Raw genomic sequence first — 17,187 nt, 5'->3', positions numbered from 1 at the left:
TGGAAAATAGATGGATAACGGGCTGGCGGCGGGTTGCTGTACTGGACCATAGTCCAGTAAGCCTGTTGACTACATTTTGATGCAGCAATATGTTAAACTAGCGTTAGATCTAAAGACCGGAATCTGGAACAGACCGGCACAGAAGGTAAGGCTGAGCCTGGTCTGTTTACTATTTTGACTGATGAAGTCAGAGGAGCGGATGAGCCAAATGCAATATGCGGCGGTCTTCATTATTTTGTTGGTTGGTGCAGTTGTTTATGTAATATCCCGCAACCGGACGAACAGGGAGCAGTCTGAGGCACCAAGAATGGTTAAAGCCAGCAACGTAATATCTATGGAAGGGCACCGCAAGGCTAAGCAGAACACTGCAGATCAGCTTTGCTCTTCCTGTAAGAAGAAAAACGGCAAACTGGTTTTTTATGCCCAGGATAACGGTAGTGTGGTCGGACTCTGCAAGGATTGCAAGGTTAAGGCGAAGAAACGAGATATGCTGCCGCTTTGAAGAATAAATATATATTGCATAGGCCTGTCTTTTGTGATAATATTATTTCTGTTGTGTGGAATACGGTGGTCCTCTGCGGATAATGAGGGAGAGCAATGGCTCTCCGGAAGAGGCAAGAACACCTGTACGGAAGGAGGAAGTCCTAAATGAATATCCTACAAGCAATTACGCAAGAGCAACTTCGCAAAGATATCCCGAGTTTTCGCCCGGGTGACACTTTGAAGGTGCATGTAAAAGTTATCGAAGGAACTCGTGAACGGATCCAGTTGTTCGAAGGCGTTGTAATCAAACGTCGCGGCGGTGGTATCGGTGAGACTTTTACAGTTCGTAAAATCTCTTATGGTGTTGGTGTGGAAAGAACATTCCCAATCAACTCCCCTAAGCTCGAGAAAATCGAAGTGGCTCGCCGTGGTAAAGTTCGTCGTGCGAAGCTGTACTATCTTCGTGAACTGCGCGGTAAAGCTGCAAGAATTAAAGAAATCCGTCGCTAGAATAGCGGCAAGTGAAAGGGGCTTGAATTCAAGCCCCTTTCGTTTATTCTTACTATGTAATCAAAACAATGAATTAAGAAATATGTGCCTTAGGAACAGCTTCTCCGAAAAGGCCTCCTGAAGGAGTAATCGCGGGGGAGTTTTTGGCAGGAGTTTTTTTGTATTGTATAGTGGAGATAACAACATATGGAGAGGACGGTGAACTATGCAGCAGGATTTGCAGCCAGGGCAAGGAGAGATTACAGAATCTAACAGCCAGAGCCCCCAGAAGCCTAAGAATGAAGTCCTGGAATGGATTAAAGCGATTGCGATTGCATTGGTTCTGGTTATACTAATACGCTGGCTTTTGTTCAAACCATTTATCGTGGATGGACCTTCCATGAAGCCTAACTTCCATACTGGCGAACGGGTTATTGTTAATGAAATTCTCTATGATATTCGTAAACCTCAGCGTGGTGAAGTCATCGTATTCCATGTGCCGTCTGAAGGCAGAGACTTCATTAAACGTGTCATCGGTGTAGCGGGCGATACGGTAAAAGTTGAAGGGGATGTCGTAACTGTGAACGGCGAACCGGTAAATGAGACGTATATCCAAGGCGCAATTGATGATGCGCATAATAACAACTCTTTGTACAACAATAAGAACTTCCCTAATGAAGACTTTACGGATGGCACAGTGCCCGCAGGACACGTGTTTGTGATGGGGGACAACCGCTCAGACAGTACAGACAGCCGGATGATCGGTTATGTGCCGCTGGGTGATATTGTCGGCCGTGCGGACCTTATTTTCTGGCCGGTCAAAGATATTACATTAATTAACCATTAAGCTGACAGAAGTCAAAGGAGGTGACGGCAATGGCCATTCAATGGTTTCCTGGTCATATGACGAAGGCTAGACGGCAAATTGAGGATAAGCTGAAGCTGATTGATATTGCAATAGAACTGCTTGATTCCCGTCTGCCGCTTTCCAGCCGCAATCCGATGATTGACGATATTTTGCGGGATAAGCCAAGGCTGATTATACTGAATAAAGCGGATCTAGCCGATCCGGAAGCAACGCGCAAGTGGCTTGCTTACTTCAAGGAACAGGGCCATGTTGCCTACCCTGTAGATGCTTCTACGGGGACAGGCATTAAGGAGATTCCTGAGCAGGTCAAGCTGCTGTTGAAGGAAAAGATTGACCGGCAGATTTCCAGGGGAATCAACCCGCGGGCAATGCGCGCATTGATCGTCGGTATTCCCAACGTAGGCAAATCGACACTCATTAACCGGATGGCGGGCAGAAGTATCGCGATTACCGGAGACCGTCCAGGGGTCACCAAGGGCCAGCAATGGATTAAAACAGGCGGGAATCTGGAGCTTCTGGATACCCCGGGTATCCTCTGGCCGAAGTTCGAGGACCAGGTTGTAGGCTATAAGCTGGCGGTAACCGGAGCAATCAAAGAAGAAATCCTGAACATTGAGGATATCGCGTTCTATGCGGTAAAATATCTGGTGAAGGATTACGGCAGCCGGTTCCAGGAGCGTTTCGGCATCGACAAGCTGCCTGAGGATCTGGAAAACCCGGACGAAATCGTTGCCGTGATGGAAGCGGTAGGACGTAAACGGGGCTGTCTGCTCAGCGGTGGACGCGTAGATCTGGAGAAGGCTTCACGCGCACTCCTGCATGAGCTGCGCGCCGGCAAGCTTGGACGCTTTACGCTGGAGACGCCTTAACTTAAGATTGAATTGTGGAATGGAAGAGCCATCCGAGTTTGTGGACTGGCTCTTTTTTTGCGTGCAGGACGGGAGTTGGAGATGAGAACGGGTGAGTGCGGAGAAATGGTGTACTTAATGCAGCTTTGGGTTATGGATAACTGGATGTTTTGCTGGATTGTTGTATGAAATACAACAATAATCCCGTTGAGTCGCTTGGAGGAGGGGGAATGCTGCAATTTTATACAACAATTTTCGATTGGGGCGGAAATAGTGAAGAGAATGTTTATTTGGTGCAGGAATGTTAATCGGGAGACTGATATGATGCAGTAATTACCCCGACTATTTAATGACAAGCGAGAATTAACGAAAGCGAAAAAAACAGAGAGAATTTTGGTCTTGTACGAGCGCTAGCGGGCGGTTTAGTTTACCGAATTCAACTGCGAACAGCGGAATAGATCAAGAAAACTGGTGGCGGGCAGCGGCTGGAAATCGAAATGTTCACCGCAGGGAAGGCTAAGCTTCAAGTCAAAAAATCATTATAATGACGGATGACCGTAATGGCCACGTATGTTAAGCTGGCTAGTAGAGGAACCGGATAAATTGCTGATTGGCAGGTGGGTAGAAGTGAGCACAATAGATATGCTGTTGTATGAAAAAGAAGGCTGGGAGCTGTCTTATCAGCACATTGCAGGTGTGGATGAAGTGGGCCGAGGCTGCTTGTTCGGGGATGTGGTGGCTGCTGCAGTAATATTGCCGGCCGGGCTGATTATTGAAGGTGTGGATGATTCCAAGAAGCTGTCGGCCAAGAAGCGTGACGCCTTGTATGAGATTATTATGGATCAGGCACTGGCGGTAAGTGTAGGGCATGTAGAATCAACGGTGATCGATGAAATAAATATTAAGCAGGCTTCGCGTCTGGCTATGCGCAAGGCAGTTGAAGGATTAATCCAGCAGCCCGATTATATGCTGATTGATGCAGAGAAAGTGGACTTGCCTTTGCCGCAGCGTTCGATCATCAAGGGGGATGCGAGCAGCCAGTCGATTGCTGCCGCCTCGATTGTAGCTAAGGTTACACGCGACCGGCTCTGTGAAGGCTTGTGGGAGGAATTATACCCGGATTACGGGATTAAATTACATAAAGGATATGCAACCAAGCTGCACCGTGAACAGATTAAGACGCTGGGTGTAACGCCTATGCACCGGCGCAGCTTCATCGGTAATATTCTTGCTGAACAGCAGACATTGTTCTAAGGATATAAGCAGTTATCAAAAGGACAGATAATTCCGATATTAAATAGAAGAGACAGGAGGCGGACAACATGAATATCGGATCACTCATTCGCGGCTTGCTCGGGGACAGCAAGGCGGGAGAGCCTAAATCTGTAGAGCTTAAGGAAGGTCAGGTTGTTCGCGGCGTTGTACTCAGCGTGTCTGATTCAGGCAAGGAAGCCGTGGTCCAGATTCAGGGGACTCCTGTCCGTGCTGAACTGGAAACACCGCTTACGCCTGGACAGACAATGAACCTGCAAGTGGGTACACCCGGTGAGAATGGCTTACCGGTGCTGAAGCCGGTCTCTCTTGGTGAAGCGGCCCTGGCTTCACCGCAGAGTATGGGGGAAGCTATTGAATCGCTTGGCCTTACGAATTCGAAGGCAGGGCGGGAGATTATTCAGGCGATGCAGTCCGGCGGATTGGGATTGACCAAAGAGACGGCGGCGAAGCTGGATGCGGTCATGAATGCCAAGCCGCCTGGTGTACCAGCCTCGGAATGGCTGGAAGCGGCCGTCATCTCCGTGAAGCGCGGATTGCCGGTTACAGCTGAGACGGTGAAGGGGCTGCAGCAGGCAGTATTCGGGCCGAAGCTGCATCAGCTGCTGGCAACGCTGGAATCTGAGCTGAACGTATGGGCGCAGCAGGGTGATGCTGGTAAGGGAGCAGAAGCGGCAGGGGGGAATAAACCTGCGGCAGGTGTGCTCACAGGAGGCACCCAAGCTTCTGCGACCGGTACGGTAACGGCTGGTGTGCTGCCGGGAACCCATGCAGATGCTGACCTTCCGGCAGTGAGAGCTGGCGCTACAGGTAATAATGTTCCTTCGGGAACTGCCGGTTCTCTAGAAACCCAGTCTGGATCAGGAATGGTAAGCAACACTGGGAGTAATAATGGTAGCGGCAGTGCTGGCAATACGCAAGCAACAGGCAATCCAGTACAGACGGCTGCAGCTTTGAATGCAGATGCTGCAGCAGAGGGGGAGCTGCCTGGAGGCCCGGCGCAGAAACTGCCGATTTCCGAGGTGGCGTCCGCCAATAAGGCTGTGTCCGCAGGAGGTGCAGAGCCTGCTGGAGCTGCGCCTGCGGGAGCGAGGGTGGCCAGTGGAAGCGGCAGCACTGACCCGGTAGGTGCGGGAGCGGCTACGGCTGGCCGGAACGAGGCCACAGCAGCGCGGGAAGGTGCGGGAGCGGCTACGGCTGGCCGGAACGTGTCCGCAGGCGTGCGGGAAGGCTTGGGAGCTGCTGCGGCTGGCCGGAACGAAGCCGCAGGCGTGCGGGAAGGCGCGGGTGCCGCTGCGCAGGTAAGCAGTGGTCCGCAGCCGCAGAGCACTGTATCGGGGGCCGCCCTGCTCGCGAAGCTGCAGGGCGTGCTCACCGAGCTGCGCGGCACGCTGCCGCAGCTCGCCACAGCCCCGCCCGCCTCCGGCGCGGCGGGCGAAGGACCTGCGGCTGCACAGCCGCCGCAGGGCAATGCCGCCCCGCCAGCACCGGCGGGGCAAGGGCAAGTCCCCGCTGCGCCGCGCGGGGACGCCTCTGCTGCGGCTGCGCAGCCGCAGCAGGGCACGGCACCCGCCCCCGACACGGAGTCGTGGGTGGGGCGGGTGCTGAAGCTGCTCGGTGCGGAGCACGAGCAGCAGGCTGTGCGCGGCGGCGTTGCCGCGGCCGCGCAGGGGCGTGAGGCAGCGCTGCCGGCTGCGGCGCTGCAAGGAGCGTCCGGCGGCGCGGAGGATGCCGCCGGTACGCTCAAGGGCGTGCTGCTGCAGGTTCTCGGCAGCAGCGAGGTCCCGCCCGCGGTCAAGGAAGCCGCGGGCCAGCTGGTGCAGCAGCTGACAGGACAACAGCTGCTGCTGAATACAGACCGCACCGCGCCGTTCGCACAGGTGACGATGTTCCTGCCGCTGCGGGGGCCGGACGGCCAGGAGACGGCTTCCGTCCATATCCAGTCCCGGCGCGGCCGCAAAGGCGAGCTGGATGCGGCGAACTGCCGCCTGTGGTTTGATCTGGATATGAAGCAGCTCGGCCAGACTATGGTGGATGTACAGGTCGTTGACCGGATTGTCAGCCTTAAGCTGCATAATAATGAACCCTGGGTGCTGGAGCTGCTGGAAGGGCGCCGTGAGGACATTAAGACAGCAGTTGAATCTATAGGATATCAGCTGTCCAGCCTGCGCACGGAGCCGTTGCCCGAGCTGAGTACGGCTGCAGCTCCTGCCAAACAGTCCGATTATGTTCCGGATTCCTACAAAGGAGTCGATTACCGCATATGAGTGAGTCTGAACATAAGGTTTCACAGAACCTCAAAAAGGCGGTTGCCCTTAAATATATCCCCGGCCAAAGCGAAGCACCGGTTGTTGTTGCTAAAGGACTAGGCTCGGTAGCCGATATCATTCTGCAAAAAGCCAAGGAAAACGGGGTTGCGGTGCAGGAGGATGCCGCGCTGGTGGAGGTCCTCTCTAAGCTGGATCTGGATCAGCAGATTCCGCCTCAGTTGTACCAGCTGGTCGCGGAGATTCTGAGTTATGTGTATCAGAGTGACCGTTCTGCCGGGGAACGGAGACCGAAGTGAGTCACGGGGCGGACGGGACGAATTATACCCGCAGGCAAAAAGGGACTGCTGCCGAGCAGGCGGCAAGTCTGTATCTGTCCTCCCGGGGATACATAATCAGGGAATGCAACTGGCGCTGCCGCAGCGGAGAGCTTGATATTATTGCTGAATATGAAGAGGGAATTGTCTTCATTGAAGTGCGCAGCCGGAGCAGGGCAGGTGTGCAGGGAACCCCGGAGGAGTCAGTGGATGAACGCAAAATCCGCCAGGTGAGAAATACAGCCCAGGTGTATTTACATATGCAGGGTCTGCATGATGCGGTGATTTCCTTTGATGTAATCGCCGTACAGCTAAATAGAGATTTAAGTATTGCTTCACTACGGCATATCCGTGAGGCATTTTAGCTCTTTTTTTGCCTGCATTCAACGATTCTGCTTATTTATCCTTGACATATCATGGGCTCCATGGGTCATTTCTCGAAAGAAATGGGTAAACATTAGTGTAACTTTTAATGTCACCATGAGGAGGGCTGTCCGAGTGAGAAATCAACCGATTGATATACAGGTAAGTTTTACTTGCCAGCATTGCGAGCACAGAATCGTAGCGGAATTGGGCGGAGAGCCTCTGTCCGTTGTCTGCTGCAGCAATTGTAATAAGACATTTACCGTTATGCGGCCTGCAATAGCGGAAGAGATATTAATTGACTGGGAGCATGAGGCTTTATTCCATAAAATGCGTGCGGAAAAAACGGAAAGCAGCAACAGCAGCCTGTTGTCACTGGTCATCAGTGTCATCGAGCTGCTTACCTGGAAGGATAAGGGGAACGGTCAGGTAGAGGCCATTAAGGAAATGCGTCAATGGCTGATCGAGCATGAAGAAACCCCTCCTCTGGCCGAATTGATTCAGGTTGACGTGAATCGGCGTTCGTCCAAGAGAAACTGGAATAAATGAACCATTCCTGAAGTACTTGAAATGGGGGAGCTGTTTTGACTAATGTCTTTTTCACCTCGGATCATCATTTTGGCCATAAGCTGATCATAGATTTCGAATCCCGTCCCTTTGGCAGTGCCGGGGAGATGGACCAGTCGATGATTGCCAGCTGGAACGCTGTGGTGGGCAAAGGGGATAAGGTATTTCATCTGGGGGATTTCTCCTTCTTGAATCAGGAGGCTACCCGGAATATCGTTTCTGCGCTGAACGGCTACAAAATCCTGATTCTCGGTAATCATGACCGCGGACGCGGGCGTAATTGGTGGCTGGAAGCGGGATTTAACGAGGTCAGTGAATACCCGATCATTTATAAAGAGTTTTTTATGCTCTCCCATGAACCTATGTATATGAATAAGCATATGCCTTACGTAAATGTGCATGGCCATATTCATGGACAGAAATATGAAGGCAACAGCCATTTTAACATTTGTGTAGAGCACTGGAATTATGCGCCGTTGTCCTTTGAACAGATAAGGGACGCCGTTGTGGCCAGTGAGGAAGGCTGAACAAATTGATTCTCTAGTCATAGATGCACAATGATGCAATATGGATGAAAGTCGGGATTTGTGCAGCGGCTTGTGCGTAATAGTCCTTGCATGACAGCAGGGGCTTTAGGTATACTCAACATCATAAAGCTAACGGAAAAAAGAGGAAGCACCCTTTTTCTTGGAAAGAAACGCCCGTTCCGGGCGTATTTCAGGAGGAGAGGTGTTTTTTTGTGTACGGAAAGATGCATAGTGCATGTTTGTACGGTATTGAAGGCGTAATGATCGGCGTGGAAATTGATCTGGCGAACGGGCTGCCGCAGACGATAATTATCGGATTGCCGGATTCTGCTGTGAGGGAAGCGGTAGAGAGAGTCCGGGCTGCGGTTAAAAACTGCGGCTACAGCTATCCTCAGCAGCGCGTTACGATCAATCTGGCACCTGCAGATCTGCGCAAGGAGGGATCGGCGTTCGATCTGGCCATTGCCCTAGGGATTCTGACAACAAGCGGCCAGCTTATTATGCCGGATGCCGGGAAAATGCTGCTCATCGGAGAATTGGCGCTGGACGGCAGTCTGCGTCCGGTGAATGGGGTGTTATCTATGGTAGAGGCAGCGCGCCGGGCAGGGTTTCAGGCAGTCCTCGTACCACCGGGCAATGCGGCCGAAGCGGCGCTGATTGCGGGAATTCGTGTATATACGTCCGGACATTTGCGCGAGTTGTCACCGTCAGCTGCCGGTGTTCCGGCTTCTCCGTCTACGGTAGAGCCAGCTCCAGGCCTGGAGCCGCGATTACCTACAGAAGTGGCGGATTTGGAAGTTCAGGAACTATTCATGCCGCAGACAGAGCTGCCGTTTCCGGTATCGGTTAGCAATGAGCCCTCCCCGAGGAACCGCCCGCCAGTTCAGGTGCTGACGCTGGACCATCTGGGATATCAGCCGGAAGGGAACAAGGTTCTTGCGCCGATCCGGGAGGATTATCTGATGAAGGAGGATTACAGTGATGTAATTGGACAGAATCACGTGAAGCGCGCACTCACTATTGCCGCTGCCGGAATGCATAACATCATCTTGATCGGCCCTCCGGGGACAGGCAAAACGATGCTGATTAAACGCCTTCCCGGCATTCTCCCAGACCTGAGCGACGATGAATCGCTGGAGGTGATGAAAATATTCAGTGCCGCGGGTAAGCTGAGGGACAGCAATGGAGGCCTGATGCGCCTCCGCCCGTTTCGTTCCCCGCATCACACGATTTCGGCTGCCGGACTGATTGGCGGAGGGGGAATACCTAAGCCGGGAGAAGTCAGCCTGGCACACCGCGGAATTCTGTTTCTGGACGAGCTGCCTGAATTCTCCCGTACGGTCCTTGAGGTGCTCCGCCAGCCGCTGGAGGACGGGGTAGTGACTATCAGCAGGGCCAGGGCGTCGTTCACCTTTCCCGCCCAGTTCCTGCTCGCCTGCTCCATGAACCCCTGCATGTGCGGGTTTCTCGGGAACGGCAGCTCACAGCAGCGGTGTACCTGCAGTCCGGCACGAATCGCCCAGTACCGGGCCAAAATCTCAGGACCGCTGCTCGACCGGATGGACATGCAGGTCGATGTCCCCCGCCCGAAAGAAGTGGACCGGAATGTGCCGGCGTTGTGTACAGCGCGGATGCGTGAGGAAGTTCTGCGGGCTCAGGCTATTCAAGCTAAGCGTTACCAGCACCTGCCGATCTCCTGGAACAGTGAGCTTTCGGGAGCGGCGTTACGCCGTTACGCCGTTCTGAGGCATGATGAGAGTTTGCTGCTGAACCATATTCTGGAGAGTCTTGGTCTCAGCATGCGGGCGCATGACCGGATCATTAAGCTGGCCCGCACCATCGCTGATCTGGAAGGGGCGGAGGAGATTGGCTCTGCGCATCTTGCCGAAGCTGTCCAGTACCGTAATCTGGACCGCCAGGTGACGGCAGAGGAGGAGTACTGAGTGAGCAGTGAGAAGGATGAAGCGGACTGAGAGGGCGTTATCTTGTTCATCCGCCTGAAATGATAAGGAACTGGTCCGCAAGGGAACGCGTATCAGTAACGCTTTTGAAAGTTAATTGTAACACGGACCTCAAAGCATAAAGTTTGCCGGTTAACGGCAAACACCCTGTCCGGGGCCGCTGGACAGGGTGTTTTAAAGAAAGTATCGCTATTTCGTCTTACAGCACATTCAGTTCAACTTCAATATTGCCGCGGGTTGCGCGGGAGTAAGGGCATGCGCCGTGAGCCGCTTCTACCAGCTGGACTGCAGTTTCGTGATCTACGCCTTTGACCAGAACATCCATCTTCACGGCAATGCCGAAGCCACCGTCTTCAACTTTACCGAAGCTTACAGTTGCTGTTACTTCACTGCCCTCAATCTTGATTTTACCCATACGGGCAACCATATTCAGTGCGCTGTCGAAACATGCGGAATAGCCTGCTGCAAACAGCTGCTCAGGGTTTGTGCCTTCACCCCCGGCACCGCCCATTTCGCGTGGTGTGCTGATGGTAAGATTCAGCTTAGGACTTTCAGATTCAATATATCCTTGTCTTCCGCCAACCGCTTTTACTGTAGTTTCATACATTTTCTGTTGAATAGTCATCATTATAAATCGCTCCCGTTCGTTTTCATAATGTATTGTACACAACATAATTTATCACAATTAAAATAAAAGTCAATCTATTTTCCGCTATTAACATGATATTGTGAATGAATTGTGATAAACTAATGTCACAAAGGCAGGTGAAGAAGATATGGAAGAAGAAACTATGACCCCTCCGGAGCTAATGCTTGAGAATCAGCTCTGCTTTACGATTTATGCCTGTTCGCGTGAATTTACGAAGCTGTACCAGCCTCACCTGGACAAGATCGGGTTAACGTATTCGCAGTACCTGGTTATGCTTGTCCTCTGGGAAAGACGGCAATGTACGGTCAAAGAGCTTGGTGAAGCTCTGTTCCTGGACTCCGGCACACTGACTCCGCTGCTCAAGAGACTGCAGGCTGCAGGCCTGATTCTGCGCGAACGTTCCTTGCAGGACGAGCGGAAGGTGTTAATTTCATTAACCGCACAAGGTTTGGCACTGCAGCAGGATGCGATGTGCATTCCCGGTAAAATGGCCGAAGGCACCATGCTCTCCCCCGAGGAGTTTGTTGGACTGCTCGGCCAGTTCAAAGACCTGCTCGCCCGTGTTCATGAGAGCAACATTAGCAATTCGAAATAGTCTATCAGCACAAAGTCAATGCAATCGTTCGCATTCCGGCATGAAATCGAGCGAAAATGTATGTATAAATAGTGAAAGTTTTTAAGGAAAGCGCTTATAAAACATGTTACAATATTCTGGGTTTCACATTCTGGCATATAGGTAATTATAGATATCACTCTGTAATATGTTTATATGCCACTAGCAGAAAACTGTACCGTTTACGGATTTAGTATTCAGGCGGAGGTTTTCTGCATGTGCCGGGATATTGCCAGTTTTCACCGGTCTGGACCCGGCTATGGACAATCAAAACGGAATGCGGAATGGCTGCAGGCTGCCTGCTACACGGCCACCGCAAAACTTTAGGAGGCTTCCGGTATGAATATCCACGAGTATCAGGGAAAAGAAGTACTTAAGAAGTACGGCGTAGCCGTACCGAACGGAAAAGTAGCTTATACAGTGGAGGAAGCAGTGGAAGCTGCCGCAGCGCTGAGTACACCGGTAGTTGTAGTCAAAGCTCAGATTCATGCAGGCGGACGCGGTAAAGCCGGCGGCGTCAAGGTGGCAAAGAACAGTGATGAGGTTCGCGCCTATGCGGCTGAAATCCTCGGCAAGACGCTGGTCACCCACCAGACGGGACCCGAAGGCAAGGTAGTGAAGCGGCTGCTGATTGAAGAGGGCTGCCAGATTGTTAAAGAGTATTATATCGGACTTGTTGTAGACCGTGGTTCCGGGCGGGTAGTCATGATGGCTTCCGAGGAAGGCGGTACAGAGATCGAAGAGGTGGCAGCCACACATCCGGAGAAGATTTTCAAGGAAATCATTGATCCGGCAGTGGGACTACAGACCTTCCAGGCGCGTAAACTGGCTTACAGCATAGCCATACCTTCAGAGCTGGTAAATAAAGCGGTCAAGTTCATGCAAGCGCTATATCTGGCTTTTGTGGATAAAGATTGCTCTATCGCGGAGATTAATCCGCTGGTTGTAACGGCTGACGGAAATGTGATGGCGCTCGATGCCAAGCTGAATTTCGATTCTAACGCGCTGTTCCGGCATAAGGATATTCTGGAGCTCCGTGATCTGGACGAAGAGGATGCCAAAGAGATTGAAGCTTCCAAATACGATCTTAGCTATATCGCGCTTGACGGCAACATCGGCTGTATGGTGAATGGCGCGGGCCTCGCGATGGCTACCATGGATATTATTAAATATTACGGCGGAGAGCCGGCCAACTTCCTGGATGTAGGGGGCGGCGCAACCACGGAGAAGGTAACTGAAGCTTTCAAGATCATCCTCTCGGATGATAAGGTCAGCGGGATTTTTGTTAATATTTTCGGCGGAATCATGCGCTGTGATGTCATTGCTACCGGTGTAGTTGAGGCAGCGAGACAGCTCGGGTTAACGAAGCCGCTGGTTGTACGTCTTGAGGGCACGAATGTAGCACTGGGCAAAGAAATTCTCGCCGGTTCGGGACTGAATATAGTTGCTGCCGATTCCATGGCTGACGGTGCCCGTAAAATTGTTGCTCTGGTGTAATATTCGACAATAAAAGTGAGGATGTGACCTGACGCATGAGCATTCTTGTAGATAAACATACGAAAGTCATCACACAGGGAATTACGGGCGCTACGGGCTTATTTCATACGAAAGGGGCACTGGATTACGGCACCCAGATGGTGGGCGGGGTAACCCCGGGCAAGGGAGGAACCTTTGTTCAGATCACGCTTGAAAATGGCACGGAAGCCAGTCTCCCGGTATTTGATACGGTCGTTGCCGCAAAAGCAGCTACAGGTGCAACCGCCAGTGTGATCTATGTACCGCCTGCCTTCGCGGCTGATTCCATAATGGAAGCTGTGGATGCTGAAATGGAACTCGTCATTTGTATCACAGAAGGCATTCCCGTGCTGGATATGGTTAAAGTATCAAGATATATGGAAGGCCGTTCTACTGTATTGATCGGTCCTAACTGTCCGGGGGTTATCACGCCAGGAGAATGTAAAATCGGGATTATGCCGGGTTATATTCATATGCCGGGTTATGTAGGTGTTGTCTCGCGGAGCGGAACATTAACCTATGAAGCTGTTCATCAGCTGACAGAGCGTGGTATCGGCCAGTCTTCGGCTGTAGGTATCGGCGGAGATCCGGTCAAGGGATCGGAGTTCATAGATATTCTGAAGCTGTTTAACGATGACCCGGGCACCAAAGCTGTCATCATGATCGGAGAGATCGGCGGAACGGCAGAGGAAGAGGCGGCTCTGTGGATTAAAGAGAATATGACAAAGCCTGTAGTCGGCTTTATCGGGGGCGTTACTGCACCTCCTGGCAAACGGATGGGCCATGCCGGAGCGATTATTTCAGGCGGCAAAGGAACGGCCAGCGAGAAGATCGCTGTGCTGGAGTCCTGCGGGATCAAAGTCGCGCCAACGCCTGCGGAGATGGGATCTACGCTCGTCAGTGTGCTTGAGGAACGCGGCATTCTGAATGCTTTCACCACCCACTAGAGCTCAGCTTGTAGAATCACACAAAGATCACTGCTTTTACCGTTGATTCATGTATAATCATCTTAAAGGTAAGCAACCTTTTGTTCCGGAGTACTGGGGCGAAAGGTTGCTTTTTTTGTCTTTTTTAGCAGGTTATGTAATCAATAAGGAAGGCTGGCCCTTCCGTATAGGAGAGAGTGCATATGGAAACGCGGGATCTGCTGTTCGGTTTAAATGAAGTAGAAGGCATTGGCTGGAAAAGTATGGACAGAATACGTCAGGCGGGCCTTTTGACGAATGAAGCGTTGTCCTGTTCCGTTACAGATTGGGAGCGGGCTGGAATCAGAGGCAAAATGTCGGCGAGGCTTAACGCTCTCTTCAATGAAGAATGGATTCTACAGCGCCGCTCTTTAATGGAAGCAAGCGGTGTTTCAATGGTGACTTTGCTGGATGAAGGGTATCCTGTCCAGTTAAAGGAAACACCCCAGCCGCCTTGGGTTTTGTATTATCGCGGACGTCTGGAGCTGGCTTCCCGTCCTTCTGTAGCCATGGTTGGTACCCGTGTGCCGACTGCCTATGGACGCAAGATTGGTGAAATGCTAGCTGAACAGCTTAGTGCGGCCGGTCTCACGGTTATAAGCGGCCTGGCGAGAGGGATTGACAGTGTCTGCCACGAAGCTGCATTAACGGGAACCGGAAGTACCATTGCGGTGGTTGCAACAGGGCTGGACAAGGTCTATCCGCCTGAGAACCGTGAGCTGGAGCGGCAGATTTCACGTGTCGGTCTTGTGCTAAGCGAATATCCGCTGGGCACCCCGAGCCATCCCGGGTTATTTCCGCAGCGCAACCGGATTATCGCAGGACTGTCGCTCGGCACGGTGGTGGTCGAAGCAGACAGCCGCAGCGGTTCCCTGATTACGGCCGACGCTGCGCTAGAAGCTGGAAGAGATGTGTTTGCTGTTCCGGGTCCGCTAACCTCGCCCAAGAGCAGAGGCGCATTAGAGCTGATTAAACAAGGTGCGAAGGTGGTGACAAGCTCAGCGGATATCGTAGAAGAATACATAGCTTATCTGCCTGGAAAGGGTACTTCAGAGTCTTCGGCAAGCGGTTCCGGGCCTTTCGCCGGAGACGGGTTAATCGAAAAGAAATTGACAAGTGAGGAGCTACACCTTTACCATATACTGCATCAAGGCCCCTTTACACTCGATGAGCTACTGGCGTCCACGAGGTGGGATTTTGGACATTTGCATTCAGTTCTGTTATCTTTAATCATAAAAAAAGCGGTAACACAATTGCCGGGTGCAATTTATAAGGTAATTTAATATAGAAGTAACCGTGTTAAGCATAGACTCTTGATTTCCGGCCGGGCCTGAGGGCAGGTTCAGGAGGATGTATGCTTACAACTTTTGGGAGGAAAACCTATGGCAGATGCGTTGGTTATTGTAGAGTCACCGGCAAAAGCAAAAACGATTGGTAAATATCTGGGCAGTAAATATATTGTAAAGGCATCAATGGGACATATCAGAGATTTGCCGAAAAGTCAGATTGGTGTGGAAGTGGAGAATGATTTCAACCCCAAATATATAACAATCCGCGGCAAGGGCTCTATCTTGAAGGAACTCAAGGATGCCAGCAAAAAAGTGAAAAAAGTCTATCTCGCAGCTGACCCGGACCGCGAAGGTGAAGCTATTGCCTGGCATTTGGCGCATGCGCTGGATTTGGACAACACACAGGAATGCCGGGTTGTCTTTAATGAGATTACGAAGCAGGCTGTGAAGGATGCATTCAAGACTCCGCGCAAAATTAACATGGATCTTGTGAATGCCCAACAGGCCCGCCGTATTCTGGACCGGCTCGTCGGATACAAGATTAGCCCCCTATTATGGAAGAAAGTCAAAAAAGGCCTGTCCGCAGGACGGGTACAATCGGTAGCAGTGAAGATTATAATGGACCGCGAGAACGAAATTTCTGCTTTTGTTCCCACGGAATACTGGAGTATTACTGCGAAGCTGGGCATCCGCGATTCCCTGTTCGAAGCCAAGTTCCACAAGCTGAATGGCGATAAAAAAGAGCTGGGCCAGGAGAGCGATGTACAGGAAGTATTGGATGCTATTCAAAATTCCGCCTTCCAGGTTAAAGAGGTAAAAGAGAAGGAAAGACAACGGCATCCTTCCGCTCCGTTTACGACAAGCTCACTGCAGCAGGAAGCTGCCCGTAAGCTGGGCTTCCGCGCATCCAAGACCATGTCTGTTGCTCAGCAGCTCTATGAGGGGGTTGAGCTGGGCAAGGAAGGCACTGTCGGTTTAATTACCTATATGCGTACGGATTCCACCCGTCTGTCTCCTACGGCCCAGGAAGAAGCTAAGGAGCTGATCCTCTCCAAATACGGTGAGAAGTTCGTTCCCGAGACACCGCGCCAGTATTCCAAGAAAGCTGCGGGAGCCCAGGATGCGCATGAAGCGATCCGTCCTACCTCGGCGCTCCGAGAGCCTGACATGGTCAAAGGATTCCTGAGCCGTGACCAATTCCGCCTGTATAAGCTGGTTTGGGAGCGTTTTGTTTCCAGTCAGATGTCTTCCGCCCTGCTTGATACACTGTCTGTGGATATTACAGCAGGCACTGCGATTTTCAGAGCCGTCGGGTCCAAGGTTTCTTTCCCGGGCTTCATGAAGGTGTACGTGGAAGGCAATGATGACGGCACAACGGATGAGGAGAAGTATCTTCCGCCGCTTAAGGCCGGCGATGATTTAACCAAACATGATATTGAGCCGAAGCAGCATTTCACTCAGCCGCCTCCAAGATATACGGAAGCGCGTCTGGTCAAAACGCTGGAGGAACTGGGGATCGGCCGTCCGAGTACGTATGCGCCAACACTGGAGACGATCCAGAAGCGTGGATATGTAGCGATTGAAGAGAAGAAGTTTATGCCAACCGAACTCGGTGAGCTAATCATAGAGCAAATGGAAGAGTTCTTCCCGGAAATTCTGGATGTGGAATTCACAGCCCATATGGAAGGGGATCTTGACCATGTGGAGGAAGGTGCTGAGGACTGGGTGAAAGTGCTGGCCCAGTTCTACGAATCTTTTGAGAAACGTCTCCTCTACGCCGAAGAAGAAATGAAGGAAATTGAGATTGAAGATGAAGTTTCCGACGAGCTATGCGAGAAATGCGGGAAGCCGATGGTCTACAAGCTGGGCCGTTTCGGTAAATTCCTGGCCTGCTCCGGATTCCCGGACTGCCGTAATACGAAGCCGATCATCAAGGATATCGGAGTCAGCTGTCCGAAATGTCATGAGGGTAAGGTTGTGGAGCGCCGCAGCAAGAAAGGCCGTGTCTTCTACGGCTGCGATCAGTATCCGGGCTGTGACTTTGTATCCTGGGATAGACCATCGGTTAAACCATGTCCTGTCTGCGGCTCCTGGATGGTAGAGAAGCGCAACAAACAGGGAACAAAGCTGCAATGCACTTCTTGTGATCATACTGAGGAAGTGCTGGACAACGAAGAACTGGCAGAATAAATGT

Annotated in this window: 17 protein-coding genes; 16 read left to right on the top strand and 1 reads right to left on the bottom strand. The window is 51.8% G+C overall.

The features are described from left to right. Positions 1-208: 208 nt before the first annotated feature. The 11 genes from R50912_RS19370 to R50912_RS19320 all read left to right on the top strand — a co-directional run bounded on the left by R50912_RS19370 (position 209) and on the right by R50912_RS19320 (position 9,944). The gene (locus R50912_RS19370; RefSeq protein ID WP_042237181.1) at positions 209-502 is read left to right on the top strand and encodes a hypothetical protein; all 294 of its coding nucleotides are present in this window, start codon (positions 209-211) and stop codon (positions 500-502) included. A 146-nt stretch (positions 503-648) separates the two neighbouring features. Further along, the gene (gene rplS, locus R50912_RS19365; RefSeq protein WP_039309361.1) at positions 649-993 is read left to right on the top strand and encodes a 50S ribosomal protein L19; all 345 of its coding nucleotides are present in this window, start codon (positions 649-651) and stop codon (positions 991-993) included. Positions 994-1,198: 205 nt separating this feature from the next. After that, on the top strand, positions 1,199-1,819 hold the full coding sequence (gene lepB / locus R50912_RS19360) for a signal peptidase I (RefSeq protein WP_042237180.1): 621 nt from the start codon (positions 1,199-1,201) through the stop codon (positions 1,817-1,819). A gap of 29 nt (positions 1,820-1,848) precedes the next feature. After that, complete coding sequence (gene ylqF / locus R50912_RS19355) at positions 1,849-2,709, top strand: ribosome biogenesis GTPase YlqF (protein ID WP_039309356.1); 861 nt, start codon at positions 1,849-1,851, stop codon at positions 2,707-2,709. 621 nt (positions 2,710-3,330) lie between these two features. Next, positions 3,331-3,942: a ribonuclease HII gene (locus tag R50912_RS19350; RefSeq protein WP_042242746.1), complete on the top strand. Its 612-nt coding sequence runs from the start codon at positions 3,331-3,333 to the stop codon at positions 3,940-3,942. A 68-nt stretch (positions 3,943-4,010) separates the two neighbouring features. Further along, complete coding sequence (locus tag R50912_RS19345; protein WP_042237179.1) at positions 4,011-6,227, top strand: hypothetical protein; 2,217 nt, start codon at positions 4,011-4,013, stop codon at positions 6,225-6,227. Beyond that, positions 6,224-6,526, top strand: coding sequence for an EscU/YscU/HrcU family type III secretion system export apparatus switch protein (locus R50912_RS19340; RefSeq protein WP_042237178.1), 303 nt, complete (start codon positions 6,224-6,226; stop codon positions 6,524-6,526). Before R50912_RS19345 ends, R50912_RS19340 begins: the two co-directional genes overlap by 4 nt. Next, positions 6,523-6,909, top strand: a complete 387-nt coding sequence (locus R50912_RS19335; RefSeq protein ID WP_042237177.1) for a YraN family protein — start codon at positions 6,523-6,525, stop codon at positions 6,907-6,909. Before R50912_RS19340 ends, R50912_RS19335 begins: the two co-directional genes overlap by 4 nt. 133 nt (positions 6,910-7,042) lie before the next feature. Next, a complete protein-coding gene (locus R50912_RS19330; protein WP_052416497.1) occupies positions 7,043-7,456 on the top strand; it encodes a hypothetical protein in 414 nt (137 codons plus the stop codon). A gap of 35 nt (positions 7,457-7,491) precedes the next feature. Continuing rightward, positions 7,492-8,001 (top strand): metallophosphoesterase, encoded by a 510-nt coding sequence (locus R50912_RS19325; RefSeq protein WP_042237173.1) that lies wholly within the window; start codon positions 7,492-7,494, stop codon positions 7,999-8,001. Positions 8,002-8,213: 212 nt separating this feature from the next. Next, positions 8,214-9,944, top strand: coding sequence for a YifB family Mg chelatase-like AAA ATPase (locus tag R50912_RS19320; RefSeq protein WP_042237171.1), 1,731 nt, complete (start codon positions 8,214-8,216; stop codon positions 9,942-9,944). A gap of 217 nt (positions 9,945-10,161) precedes the next feature. On the opposite strand, the gene R50912_RS19315 is transcribed toward R50912_RS19320, so the two are convergent. Beyond that, on the bottom strand, positions 10,162-10,590 hold the full coding sequence (locus R50912_RS19315) for an organic hydroperoxide resistance protein (protein ID WP_042214922.1): 429 nt from the start codon (positions 10,588-10,590) through the stop codon (positions 10,162-10,164). 148 nt (positions 10,591-10,738) lie between these two features. Here R50912_RS19315 and R50912_RS19310 point away from each other — a divergent pair, with 148 nt between their 5' ends. The 5 genes from R50912_RS19310 to topA all read left to right on the top strand — a co-directional run bounded on the left by R50912_RS19310 (position 10,739) and on the right by topA (position 17,183). Further along, a complete protein-coding gene (locus tag R50912_RS19310; protein ID WP_042237169.1) occupies positions 10,739-11,206 on the top strand; it encodes a MarR family winged helix-turn-helix transcriptional regulator in 468 nt (155 codons plus the stop codon). Between the two features lie 357 nt (positions 11,207-11,563). After that, entirely contained in the window at positions 11,564-12,721 is a 1,158-nt protein-coding gene (gene sucC / locus R50912_RS19305; RefSeq protein WP_039295138.1) for an ADP-forming succinate--CoA ligase subunit beta, read from the top strand. Positions 12,722-12,756: 35 nt separating this feature from the next. Continuing rightward, positions 12,757-13,686 (top strand): succinate--CoA ligase subunit alpha, encoded by a 930-nt coding sequence (sucD, locus tag R50912_RS19300; RefSeq protein WP_039295139.1) that lies wholly within the window; start codon positions 12,757-12,759, stop codon positions 13,684-13,686. A gap of 182 nt (positions 13,687-13,868) precedes the next feature. Continuing rightward, the gene (dprA, locus tag R50912_RS19295; RefSeq protein ID WP_197072943.1) at positions 13,869-14,987 is read left to right on the top strand and encodes a DNA-processing protein DprA; all 1,119 of its coding nucleotides are present in this window, start codon (positions 13,869-13,871) and stop codon (positions 14,985-14,987) included. A 99-nt stretch (positions 14,988-15,086) separates the two neighbouring features. Then, on the top strand, positions 15,087-17,183 hold the full coding sequence (gene topA / locus R50912_RS19290; RefSeq protein ID WP_042237164.1) for a type I DNA topoisomerase: 2,097 nt from the start codon (positions 15,087-15,089) through the stop codon (positions 17,181-17,183). The last annotated feature ends 4 nt before the right edge of the window (positions 17,184-17,187 follow it).

Origin of the sequence: Paenibacillus sp. FSL R5-0912 (assembly GCF_000758605.1) — a bacterium.
GTDB lineage: Bacteria > Bacillota > Bacilli > Paenibacillales > Paenibacillaceae > Paenibacillus_AQ.
This window is presented reverse-complemented; position numbering and strand designations above follow the sequence as displayed.

Coding starts and splice junctions, on each gene's coding strand:
- ylqF (WP_039309356.1), top strand. CDS start 1,849: ATGGCCATTCAATGGTTTCCTGGTCATATGACGAAGGCTAGACGGCAA.
- R50912_RS19315 (WP_042214922.1), bottom strand. CDS start 10,590: ATGATGACTATTCAACAGAAAATGTATGAAACTACAGTAAAAGCGGTT.
- topA (WP_042237164.1), top strand. CDS start 15,087: ATGGCAGATGCGTTGGTTATTGTAGAGTCACCGGCAAAAGCAAAAACG.
- R50912_RS19350 (WP_042242746.1), top strand. CDS start 3,331: ATGCTGTTGTATGAAAAAGAAGGCTGGGAGCTGTCTTATCAGCACATT.
- dprA (WP_197072943.1), top strand. CDS start 13,869: ATGGAAACGCGGGATCTGCTGTTCGGTTTAAATGAAGTAGAAGGCATT.
- rplS (WP_039309361.1), top strand. CDS start 649: ATGAATATCCTACAAGCAATTACGCAAGAGCAACTTCGCAAAGATATC.
- R50912_RS19310 (WP_042237169.1), top strand. CDS start 10,739: ATGGAAGAAGAAACTATGACCCCTCCGGAGCTAATGCTTGAGAATCAG.
- sucD (WP_039295139.1), top strand. CDS start 12,757: ATGAGCATTCTTGTAGATAAACATACGAAAGTCATCACACAGGGAATT.
- sucC (WP_039295138.1), top strand. CDS start 11,564: ATGAATATCCACGAGTATCAGGGAAAAGAAGTACTTAAGAAGTACGGC.
- R50912_RS19345 (WP_042237179.1), top strand. CDS start 4,011: ATGAATATCGGATCACTCATTCGCGGCTTGCTCGGGGACAGCAAGGCG.
- R50912_RS19370 (WP_042237181.1), top strand. CDS start 209: ATGCAATATGCGGCGGTCTTCATTATTTTGTTGGTTGGTGCAGTTGTT.
- lepB (WP_042237180.1), top strand. CDS start 1,199: ATGCAGCAGGATTTGCAGCCAGGGCAAGGAGAGATTACAGAATCTAAC.
- R50912_RS19340 (WP_042237178.1), top strand. CDS start 6,224: ATGAGTGAGTCTGAACATAAGGTTTCACAGAACCTCAAAAAGGCGGTT.